This is a genomic window from Citrobacter sp. XT1-2-2, from assembly GCF_023516235.1.
Classification (GTDB): Bacteria; Pseudomonadota; Gammaproteobacteria; order Enterobacterales; family Enterobacteriaceae; genus Citrobacter; species Citrobacter werkmanii.
Window position 1 is genome coordinate 442,143 of record NZ_CP097324.1, and the last position, 9,552, is coordinate 451,694.

Here is a 9,552-nt window from a genome sequence, read left to right on the forward strand (position 1 = left end):
GGATAGCAATGGAATTAGTATTGAAAGACGCGCAGAGCGCGCTGACTGTTTCCGAAACTACCTTCGGTCGTGATTTCAACGAAGCGCTGGTTCACCAGGTTGTTGTTGCTTATGCAGCTGGTGCTCGTCAGGGTACTCGTGCTCAGAAGACTCGTGCTGAAGTAACTGGTTCAGGCAAAAAGCCGTGGCGCCAGAAAGGTACCGGCCGTGCGCGTTCAGGTTCTATCAAGAGCCCGATCTGGCGTTCAGGTGGCGTGACCTTCGCTGCTCGCCCGCAGGACCACAGTCAAAAAGTTAACAAAAAGATGTACCGCGGCGCGCTGAAAAGCATCCTGTCCGAACTGGTACGTCAGGATCGTCTGATCGTTGTCGAGAAGTTCTCTGTAGAAGCGCCTAAAACTAAGCTGCTGGCACAGAAACTGAAAGACATGGCTCTGGAAGATGTGCTGATCATCACCGGTGAGCTGGACGAAAACCTGTTCCTGGCTGCGCGCAACCTGCACAAGGTTGACGTACGCGATGCAACTGGTATCGACCCGGTTAGCCTGATCGCCTTCGACAAAGTCGTAATGACTGCTGATGCTGTTAAGCAAGTTGAGGAGATGCTGGCATGATTCGTGAAGAACGTCTGCTGAAGGTGCTGCGCGCACCGCACGTTTCTGAAAAAGCGTCTACTGCGATGGAAAAAACTAACACCATCGTTCTCAAAGTTGCTAAAGACGCGACCAAAGCAGAGATCAAAGCTGCTGTGCAGAAACTGTTTGAAGTCGAAGTCGAAGTCGTTAACACCCTGGTAGTTAAAGGGAAAGTTAAACGTCACGGACAGCGTATCGGTCGTCGTAGCGACTGGAAAAAAGCTTACGTCACCCTGAAGGAAGGCCAGAATCTGGACTTCGTCGGCGGCGCTGAGTAAGTCGGAGGAGTAATACAATGGCAGTTGTTAAATGTAAACCGACATCTCCGGGTCGTCGCCACGTTGTTAAAGTGGTCAACCCAGAGCTGCACAAGGGCAAACCTTTTGCTCCGCTGGTTGAAAAAAACAGCAAATCCGGTGGTCGTAACAACAATGGCCGTATCACCACTCGTCACATCGGTGGTGGTCACAAGCAGGCTTATCGTATTGTTGACTTCAAACGCAACAAAGACGGTATCCCAGCAATTGTTGAACGTCTTGAGTACGATCCGAACCGCTCCGCGAACATCGCGCTGGTTCTGTACAAAGACGGTGAACGCCGTTACATTCTGGCCCCTAAAGGCCTGAAAGCTGGCGACCAGGTTCAATCTGGCGTTGATGCTGCAATCAAAGCAGGTAACACCCTGCCGATGCGCAATATCCCGGTTGGTTCTACCGTTCATAACGTAGAAATGAAACCAGGTAAAGGCGGTCAGCTGGCACGTTCCGCTGGTACTTACGTTCAGATCGTTGCTCGTGATGGTGCTTATGTCACCCTGCGTCTGCGTTCTGGTGAAATGCGTAAAGTCGAAGCAGACTGCCGTGCAACTCTGGGCGAAGTTGGCAATGCTGAGCATATGCTGCGCGTTCTGGGTAAAGCAGGTGCTGCACGCTGGCGTGGTGTTCGTCCTACCGTTCGCGGTACTGCGATGAACCCAGTCGATCACCCACATGGTGGTGGTGAAGGTCGTAACTTTGGTAAGCACCCGGTAACTCCGTGGGGCGTTCAGACCAAAGGTAAGAAGACCCGCAGCAACAAGCGTACTGATAAATTCATCGTACGTCGCCGTAGCAAATAATTTTAGAGGATAAGCCATGCCACGTTCTCTCAAGAAAGGTCCTTTTATTGACCTGCACTTGCTGAAGAAGGTAGAGAAAGCGGTGGAAAGCGGAGACAAGAAGCCCCTGCGCACTTGGTCCCGTCGTTCAACGATCTTTCCTAACATGATCGGTTTGACCATCGCTGTCCATAATGGTCGTCAGCACGTTCCGGTATTTGTTTCCGACGAAATGGTCGGTCACAAACTGGGTGAATTCGCACCGACTCGTACTTATCGCGGCCACGCTGCTGATAAAAAAGCGAAGAAGAAATAAGGTAGGAGGAAGAGATGGAAACTTTAGCTCAACATCGCCATGCTCGTTCTTCTGCTCAGAAGGTTCGCCTTGTTGCAGACCTGATTCGCGGTAAGAAAGTGTCGCAGGCTCTGGATATTCTGACCTACACCAATAAGAAAGCGGCTGTACTGGTTAAGAAAGTCCTGGAATCTGCCATTGCTAACGCTGAACACAACGATGGCGCTGACATTGACGATCTGAAAGTTACGAAAATTTTCGTAGACGAAGGCCCGAGCATGAAGCGCATTATGCCGCGTGCAAAAGGTCGTGCAGATCGCATCCTGAAGCGCACCAGCCACATTACTGTGGTTGTGTCCGATCGCTGAGACTCTGGAGACTAGCAATGGGTCAGAAAGTACATCCTAATGGTATTCGCCTGGGTATTGTAAAACCATGGAACTCAACCTGGTTTGCGAACACCAAAGAATTCGCTGACAACCTGGACAGCGATTTTAAAGTACGTCAGTACCTGACTAAGGAACTGGCTAAAGCGTCTGTATCTCGTATCGTTATCGAGCGTCCGGCTAAGAGCATCCGTGTGACCATTCACACCGCTCGCCCGGGTATCGTTATCGGTAAGAAAGGCGAAGACGTAGAAAAACTGCGCAAAGTCGTAGCTGATATTGCTGGCGTTCCTGCCCAGATCAATATCGCCGAAGTGCGTAAACCTGAACTGGACGCAAAATTGGTTGCTGACAGCATCACTTCTCAGCTGGAACGTCGCGTTATGTTCCGTCGTGCTATGAAGCGTGCTGTACAGAACGCAATGCGTCTGGGCGCTAAAGGTATTAAAGTTGAAGTTAGCGGCCGTCTGGGCGGCGCGGAAATCGCACGTACCGAATGGTACCGCGAAGGTCGCGTACCGCTGCACACTCTGCGTGCTGACATCGACTACAACACCTCTGAAGCGCACACCACTTACGGTGTAATCGGCGTTAAAGTGTGGATCTTCAAAGGCGAGATCCTGGGTGGTATGGCTGCTGTTGAACAACCGGAAAAACCGGCTGCGCAACCTAAAAAGCAGCAGCGTAAAGGCCGTAAATAAGGAGCGTCGCTGATGTTACAACCAAAGCGTACAAAATTCCGTAAAATGCACAAAGGCCGTAACCGCGGTCTGGCTGCTGGCGCGGATGTTAGCTTCGGCAGCTTCGGTCTGAAAGCTGTTGGCCGTGGTCGTCTGACTGCCCGTCAGATCGAAGCAGCACGTCGTGCTATGACCCGTGCAGTTAAGCGTCAAGGTAAGATCTGGATCCGTGTATTCCCGGACAAACCGATCACTGAAAAGCCGCTGGCAGTGCGTATGGGTAAAGGTAAAGGTAACGTGGAGTATTGGGTTGCCTTGATTCAGCCGGGTAAAGTCCTGTATGAAATGGACGGCGTACCGGAAGAGCTGGCCCGTGAAGCATTCAAGCTGGCAGCAGCGAAACTGCCGATTAAAACCACCTTTGTAACTAAGACGGTGATGTAATGAAAGCAAAAGAGCTGCGTGAGAAGAGTGTTGAAGAGCTGAACACCGAGCTGCTGAATCTGCTGCGTGAGCAGTTCAACCTGCGTATGCAGGCTGCAAGTGGCCAGCTGCAACAGTCTCACCTGTTGAAGCAAGTGCGTCGTGATGTCGCACGCGTTAAGACTTTACTGACTGAGAAGGCGGGTGCGTAATGACCGATAAAATCCGTACTCTGCAAGGTCGCGTTGTTAGCGATAAAATGGAGAAATCCATCGTTGTTGCTATCGAACGTTTTGTGAAACACCCGATCTACGGTAAATTCATTAAGCGTACGACCAAACTGCACGTACATGACGAGAACAACGAATGCGGTACTGGTGACGTGGTTGAAATCCGCGAATGCCGTCCGCTGTCCAAGACTAAGTCCTGGACGCTGGTTCGCGTTGTAGAGAAAGCTGTTCTGTAATACAGTAGGCATTCTCAACGAATAAACGGCTCAGCGATGAGCCGTTTATTTTTTCTACCCATATCGTTTGAGCGGTGTTATAATGCCGCGCCCCCGATATGGGGCTTTTTTAACGACCTGATTTTCGGGTCTCAGTAGTAGTTGACATTAGCGGAGCACTAAAATGATCCAAGAACAGACTATGCTGAACGTCGCCGACAACTCCGGTGCACGTCGCGTAATGTGTATCAAGGTTCTGGGTGGCTCGCACCGTCGCTACGCAGGCGTCGGCGATATCATCAAGATCACCATCAAGGAAGCAATTCCGCGTGGTAAGGTCAAAAAAGGTGATGTGCTGAAGGCGGTAGTGGTGCGCACCAAGAAGGGTGTTCGTCGCCCGGACGGTTCTGTCATTCGCTTCGATGGTAATGCATGCGTTATTTTAAACAATAACAGCGAGCAACCTATCGGTACGCGTATTTTTGGGCCGGTAACTCGTGAACTTCGTAACGAGAAGTTCATGAAAATTATCTCTCTGGCACCAGAAGTACTCTAAGGAGCGAATCATGGCAGCGAAGATCCGTCGTGATGACGAAGTTATCGTGTTAACCGGTAAAGATAAAGGTAAACGCGGTAAAGTTAAGAATGTCTTGTCTTCCGGCAAGCTCATTGTTGAAGGTATCAACCTGGTTAAGAAACACCAGAAGCCGGTTCCGGCTCTGAACCAACCAGGCGGCATCGTTGAAAAAGAAGCTGCTATTCAGGTTTCTAACGTTGCAATCTTCAACGCGGCAACCGGCAAGGCTGACCGTGTAGGCTTTAGATTCGAAGACGGCAAAAAAGTCCGTTTCTTCAAATCTAACAGCGAAACTATCAAGTAATTTGGAGTAGTACGATGGCGAAACTGCATGATTACTACAAAGACGAAGTAGTCGCTAAACTCATGACTGAGTTTAACTACAATTCTGTCATGCAAGTCCCTCGGGTCGAGAAGATCACCCTGAACATGGGTGTTGGTGAAGCGATCGCTGACAAGAAACTGCTGGATAACGCAGCAGCTGACCTGACAGCAATCTCCGGTCAAAAACCGCTGATCACCAAAGCACGCAAATCAGTTGCAGGCTTCAAAATCCGTCAGGGCTATCCGATCGGCTGTAAAGTAACTCTGCGTGGCGAACGCATGTGGGAGTTCTTTGAGCGTCTGATCACTATTGCTGTTCCACGTATCCGTGACTTCCGTGGCCTGTCCGCTAAGTCATTCGATGGTCGTGGTAACTACAGCATGGGTGTCCGTGAGCAGATCATCTTCCCAGAAATCGACTACGATAAAGTCGACCGCGTGCGTGGTTTGGATATTACCATTACCACTACTGCGAAATCTGACGAAGAAGGCCGTGCTCTGCTGGCTGCCTTTGACTTCCCGTTCCGCAAGTAAGGTAGGGTTACTGAATGGCTAAGCAATCAATGAAAGCACGCGAAGTAAAGCGCGTAGCTTTAGCTGATAAGTACTTCGCAAAACGCGCTGAACTGAAAGCTATTATCTCTGATGTGAACGCGACCGACGAAGATCGTTGGAACGCAGTTCTGAAGCTGCAGTCTCTGCCGCGTGATTCCAGCCCGTCCCGTCAGCGTAACCGCTGCCGTCAAACAGGTCGTCCGCATGGCTATGTGGGCAAGTTCGGGTTGAGCCGTATCAAACTGCGTGAAGCCGCTATGCGCGGTGAAGTACCAGGCTTGAAAAAGGCTAGCTGGTAATTACCAATTGAATCACGGGAGTAAAGACAGATGAGCATGCAAGATCCGATCGCGGATATGCTGACCCGTATCCGTAACGGTCAGGCCGCGAATAAAGCTGCGGTCACCATGCCTTCCTCCAAGCTGAAAGTGGCAATTGCCAACGTGCTGAAGGAAGAAGGTTTTATTGAAGATTTTAAAGTTGAAGGCGACACCAAGCCGGAACTGGAACTTACTCTTAAGTATTTCCAGGGTAAAGCTGTTGTAGAAAGCATTCAGCGTGTCAGTCGCCCAGGTCTGCGCATTTATAAGCGTAAAGACGAGCTGCCGAAGGTTATGGCTGGCATGGGTATCGCAGTTGTTTCTACCTCTAAAGGTGTTATGACTGATCGTGCAGCGCGCCAGGCTGGTCTTGGTGGCGAAATTATCTGCTACGTAGCCTAATCGGAGGAAAAAATGTCTCGTGTTGCTAAAGCACCGGTCGTTATTCCTGCCGGCGTTGATGTAAAAATCAACGGTCAGGTTATTACGATCAAAGGTAAAAACGGCGAGCTGACTCGTACTCTCAACGATGCTGTTGCAGTAAATCATGCAGATAATGCACTGACCTTCGGTCCGCGTGATGGTTACGCAGATGGATGGGCTCAGGCTGGTACCGCGCGTGCCCTGCTGAATGCAATGGTTGTCGGTGTTACCGAAGGCTTCACTAAGAAGCTGCAGCTGGTTGGTGTAGGTTATCGTGCAGCGGTCAAAGGGAATGTAGTAAACCTGGCTTTAGGTTTCTCTCATCCAGTTGATCATCAGCTGCCGGCAGGTATCACTGCAGAATGTCCGACTCAGACTGAAATCGTGCTGAAAGGCGCTGATAAACAGCTGATCGGTCAGGTTGCGGCAGATCTGCGCGCCTACCGTCGTCCTGAGCCTTACAAAGGCAAGGGTGTTCGTTACGCCGACGAAGTCGTGCGTACCAAAGAGGCTAAGAAGAAGTAAGGTAACACTATGGATAAGAAATCTGCTCGTATCCGTCGTGCGACCCGCGCACGCCGCAAGCTCAAAGAGCTGGGCGCAACTCGCCTGGTGGTACATCGTACCCCGCGTCATATTTACGCACAGGTAATTGCACCGAACGGTTCTGAAGTTCTGGTAGCTGCTTCTACTGTAGAAAAAGCTATCGCTGAACAACTGAAGTACACCGGTAACAAAGACGCTGCAGCAGCTGTGGGTAAAGCTGTCGCCGAACGCGCTCTGGAAAAAGGCATCAAAGATGTGTCCTTTGACCGTTCCGGGTTCCAATATCATGGTCGTGTCCAGGCACTGGCAGATGCTGCCCGTGAAGCTGGCCTTCAGTTCTAAGGTAGAGGTGTAAGATGGCTCACATCGAAAAACAAGCTGGCGAACTGCAGGAAAAGCTGATCGCGGTAAACCGCGTATCTAAAACCGTTAAAGGTGGTCGTATTTTCTCCTTCACAGCTCTGACTGTAGTTGGCGATGGTAACGGTCGCGTTGGTTTTGGTTACGGTAAAGCGCGTGAAGTTCCAGCAGCGATCCAGAAAGCGATGGAAAAAGCCCGTCGCAATATGATTAACGTCGCGCTGAACCACGGCACCCTGCAGCACCCGGTTAAGGGTACTCACACGGGTTCTCGTGTATTCATGCAGCCGGCTTCCGAAGGTACCGGTATCATCGCCGGTGGTGCAATGCGCGCCGTTCTGGAAGTCGCTGGAGTTCGTAACGTTCTGGCTAAAGCGTATGGTTCCACTAACCCGATTAACGTGGTTCGTGCAACTATCGACGGTCTGGAAAATATGAAATCTCCGGAAATGGTCGCTGCCAAGCGTGGTAAATCCGTTGAAGAAATTCTGGGGAAATAAACCATGGCAAAGACTATTAAAATTACTCAAACCCGCAGTGCAATCGGTCGTCTGCCGAAACACAAGGCAACGCTGCTTGGCCTGGGTCTGCGTCGTATTGGTCACACCGTAGAACGCGAGGATACTCCTGCAGTTCGTGGTATGGTCAACGCGGTTTCCTTCATGGTTAAAGTTGAGGAGTAAGAGATGCGTTTAAATACTCTGTCTCCGGCCGAAGGCTCCAAAAAGGCGGGTAAACGCCTGGGTCGTGGTATCGGTTCTGGCCTCGGTAAAACCGGTGGTCGTGGTCACAAAGGTCAGAAGTCTCGTTCTGGCGGTGGCGTACGTCGCGGTTTCGAGGGTGGTCAGATGCCTCTGTACCGTCGTCTGCCGAAATTCGGCTTCACTTCACGTAAAGCAGCGATTACAGCCGAAGTTCGTCTGTCTGACCTGGCTAAAGTTGAAGGCGGTGTTGTAGACCTGAACACGCTGAAAGCAGCTAACATTATCGGTATCCAGATCGAGTTCGCGAAAGTGATCCTGGCTGGTGAAGTCACTACTCCGGTAACTGTTCGTGGCCTGCGTGTTACTAAAGGCGCTCGTGCTGCTATCGAAGCTGCTGGCGGTAAAATCGAGGAATAAGTAGCAGATGGCTAAACAACCGGGATTAGATTTTCAAAGTGCCAAAGGTGGCTTAGGCGAGCTGAAACGCAGACTGCTGTTTGTAATCGGTGCGCTTATTGTGTTCCGTATTGGCTCTTTCATTCCGATCCCTGGTATTGATGCCGCTGTACTTGCCAAACTGCTTGAGCAACAGCGAGGCACCATCATTGAAATGTTTAACATGTTCTCTGGTGGTGCTCTCAGCCGTGCTTCTATCTTTGCTCTGGGGATCATGCCGTATATTTCGGCGTCGATCATTATCCAGCTGCTGACGGTGGTTCATCCAACGCTGGCAGAAATTAAGAAAGAAGGGGAGTCTGGTCGTCGTAAGATCAGCCAGTACACCCGCTACGGTACTCTGGTGCTGGCGATATTCCAGTCGATCGGTATTGCTACCGGTCTGCCGAATATGCCTGGTATGCAGGGCCTGGTAATGAATCCAGGCTTTGCATTCTATTTCACCGCTGTTGTAAGTCTGGTTACAGGGACTATGTTCCTGATGTGGTTGGGCGAACAGATTACTGAACGTGGTATCGGCAACGGTATCTCAATCATTATCTTCGCCGGTATTGTTGCGGGGCTCCCGCCAGCCATTGCCCATACTATCGAGCAAGCGCGTCAAGGCGACCTGCACTTCCTCGTGTTGCTGTTGGTTGCAGTATTAGTATTTGCAGTGACGTTCTTTGTTGTATTTGTTGAGCGTGGTCAACGCCGTATTGTGGTAAACTACGCGAAACGTCAGCAAGGTCGTCGTGTCTATGCTGCACAGAGCACACATTTACCGCTGAAAGTGAATATGGCGGGGGTAATCCCGGCAATCTTCGCTTCCAGTATTATTCTGTTCCCGGCGACCATCGCGTCATGGTTCGGGGGCGGGACTGGTTGGAACTGGCTGACAACAATTTCGCTGTATTTGCAGCCTGGGCAACCGCTTTATGTGTTACTCTATGCGTCTGCAATCATATTCTTCTGTTTCTTCTACACGGCGTTGGTTTTCAACCCGCGTGAAACAGCAGATAACCTGAAGAAGTCCGGTGCATTTGTACCAGGAATTCGTCCGGGAGAGCAAACGGCGAAGTATATCGATAAAGTAATGACCCGCCTGACTTTGGTTGGTGCGCTCTACATTACCTTTATCTGCCTGATCCCGGAGTTCATGCGTGATGCAATGAAAGTACCGTTCTACTTTGGTGGGACCTCACTGCTTATCGTTGTTGTCGTGATTATGGACTTTATGGCTCAAGTGCAAACTCTGATGATGTCAAGTCAGTACGAGTCTGCATTGAAGAAGGCGAATCTGAAAGGCTACGGCCGTTAACAGTCGCCCGAGAAGTTACGGAGAGTA

General features: G+C 50.6%; 20 protein-coding genes. All 20 read left to right on the forward strand.

The genetic code is table 11. The features are described from left to right. Positions 1–8: 8 nt before the first annotated feature. The 20 genes from rplD (at position 9) to secY (ending at position 9,525) form a co-directional block, all read left to right on the forward strand. Positions 9–614 (forward strand): 50S ribosomal protein L4, encoded by a 606-nt coding sequence (rplD, locus tag M4I31_RS02080; protein ID WP_000424395.1) that lies wholly within the window; start codon positions 9–11, stop codon positions 612–614. Further along, on the forward strand, positions 611–913 hold the full coding sequence (gene rplW / locus M4I31_RS02085; protein WP_000617546.1) for a 50S ribosomal protein L23: 303 nt from the start codon (positions 611–613) through the stop codon (positions 911–913). The genes rplD and rplW overlap by 4 nt, the downstream gene beginning before the upstream one ends. 17 nt (positions 914–930) lie before the next feature. Continuing rightward, positions 931–1,752, forward strand: a complete 822-nt coding sequence (gene rplB, locus M4I31_RS02090; protein ID WP_038634702.1) for a 50S ribosomal protein L2 — start codon at positions 931–933, stop codon at positions 1,750–1,752. Positions 1,753–1,768: 16 nt separating this feature from the next. After that, positions 1,769–2,047 (forward strand): 30S ribosomal protein S19, encoded by a 279-nt coding sequence (gene rpsS, locus M4I31_RS02095; protein ID WP_001138115.1) that lies wholly within the window; start codon positions 1,769–1,771, stop codon positions 2,045–2,047. Between the two features lie 14 nt (positions 2,048–2,061). Continuing rightward, a complete protein-coding gene (gene rplV, locus M4I31_RS02100; RefSeq protein WP_000448832.1) occupies positions 2,062–2,394 on the forward strand; it encodes a 50S ribosomal protein L22 in 333 nt (110 codons plus the stop codon). Between the two features lie 17 nt (positions 2,395–2,411). Further along, entirely contained in the window at positions 2,412–3,113 is a 702-nt protein-coding gene (gene rpsC / locus M4I31_RS02105; protein ID WP_000529945.1) for a 30S ribosomal protein S3, read from the forward strand. A gap of 12 nt (positions 3,114–3,125) precedes the next feature. After that, positions 3,126–3,536, forward strand: a complete 411-nt coding sequence (rplP, locus tag M4I31_RS02110) for a 50S ribosomal protein L16 (protein ID WP_000941208.1) — start codon at positions 3,126–3,128, stop codon at positions 3,534–3,536. Further along, positions 3,536–3,727 carry a 50S ribosomal protein L29 gene (gene rpmC, locus M4I31_RS02115; protein WP_000644742.1) on the forward strand — a complete coding sequence of 64 codons (192 nt, stop codon included), beginning with the start codon at positions 3,536–3,538 and terminating at the stop codon, positions 3,725–3,727. The genes rplP and rpmC overlap by 1 nt, the downstream gene beginning before the upstream one ends. Next, positions 3,727–3,981, forward strand: coding sequence for a 30S ribosomal protein S17 (gene rpsQ, locus M4I31_RS02120; RefSeq protein ID WP_003031120.1), 255 nt, complete (start codon positions 3,727–3,729; stop codon positions 3,979–3,981). The genes rpmC and rpsQ overlap by 1 nt, the downstream gene beginning before the upstream one ends. 163 nt (positions 3,982–4,144) lie before the next feature. Beyond that, positions 4,145–4,516 (forward strand): 50S ribosomal protein L14, encoded by a 372-nt coding sequence (gene rplN / locus M4I31_RS02125; RefSeq protein ID WP_000613954.1) that lies wholly within the window; start codon positions 4,145–4,147, stop codon positions 4,514–4,516. A gap of 10 nt (positions 4,517–4,526) precedes the next feature. Next, positions 4,527–4,841, forward strand: a complete 315-nt coding sequence (gene rplX, locus M4I31_RS02130) for a 50S ribosomal protein L24 (RefSeq protein ID WP_004106345.1) — start codon at positions 4,527–4,529, stop codon at positions 4,839–4,841. 14 nt (positions 4,842–4,855) lie between these two features. Then, positions 4,856–5,395 carry a 50S ribosomal protein L5 gene (gene rplE, locus M4I31_RS02135; protein WP_003031123.1) on the forward strand — a complete coding sequence of 180 codons (540 nt, stop codon included), beginning with the start codon at positions 4,856–4,858 and terminating at the stop codon, positions 5,393–5,395. Between the two features lie 14 nt (positions 5,396–5,409). Next, on the forward strand, positions 5,410–5,715 hold the full coding sequence (rpsN, locus tag M4I31_RS02140) for a 30S ribosomal protein S14 (RefSeq protein ID WP_003031125.1): 306 nt from the start codon (positions 5,410–5,412) through the stop codon (positions 5,713–5,715). A 30-nt stretch (positions 5,716–5,745) separates the two neighbouring features. Then, entirely contained in the window at positions 5,746–6,138 is a 393-nt protein-coding gene (gene rpsH / locus M4I31_RS02145; protein ID WP_003031127.1) for a 30S ribosomal protein S8, read from the forward strand. Positions 6,139–6,150: 12 nt separating this feature from the next. Beyond that, the gene (gene rplF / locus M4I31_RS02150; RefSeq protein WP_006687355.1) at positions 6,151–6,684 is read left to right on the forward strand and encodes a 50S ribosomal protein L6; all 534 of its coding nucleotides are present in this window, start codon (positions 6,151–6,153) and stop codon (positions 6,682–6,684) included. A 9-nt stretch (positions 6,685–6,693) separates the two neighbouring features. Then, positions 6,694–7,047 (forward strand): 50S ribosomal protein L18, encoded by a 354-nt coding sequence (rplR, locus tag M4I31_RS02155; protein ID WP_000358956.1) that lies wholly within the window; start codon positions 6,694–6,696, stop codon positions 7,045–7,047. Positions 7,048–7,061: 14 nt separating this feature from the next. Next, positions 7,062–7,565 (forward strand): 30S ribosomal protein S5, encoded by a 504-nt coding sequence (gene rpsE / locus M4I31_RS02160; RefSeq protein ID WP_003031131.1) that lies wholly within the window; start codon positions 7,062–7,064, stop codon positions 7,563–7,565. A 3-nt stretch (positions 7,566–7,568) separates the two neighbouring features. Then, positions 7,569–7,748, forward strand: coding sequence for a 50S ribosomal protein L30 (gene rpmD / locus M4I31_RS02165; RefSeq protein WP_001140434.1), 180 nt, complete (start codon positions 7,569–7,571; stop codon positions 7,746–7,748). A 3-nt stretch (positions 7,749–7,751) separates the two neighbouring features. After that, positions 7,752–8,186, forward strand: coding sequence for a 50S ribosomal protein L15 (rplO, locus tag M4I31_RS02170; protein WP_001238917.1), 435 nt, complete (start codon positions 7,752–7,754; stop codon positions 8,184–8,186). A 7-nt stretch (positions 8,187–8,193) separates the two neighbouring features. Further along, the gene (gene secY, locus M4I31_RS02175) at positions 8,194–9,525 is read left to right on the forward strand and encodes a preprotein translocase subunit SecY (RefSeq protein WP_001118864.1); all 1,332 of its coding nucleotides are present in this window, start codon (positions 8,194–8,196) and stop codon (positions 9,523–9,525) included. The last annotated feature ends 27 nt before the right edge of the window (positions 9,526–9,552 follow it).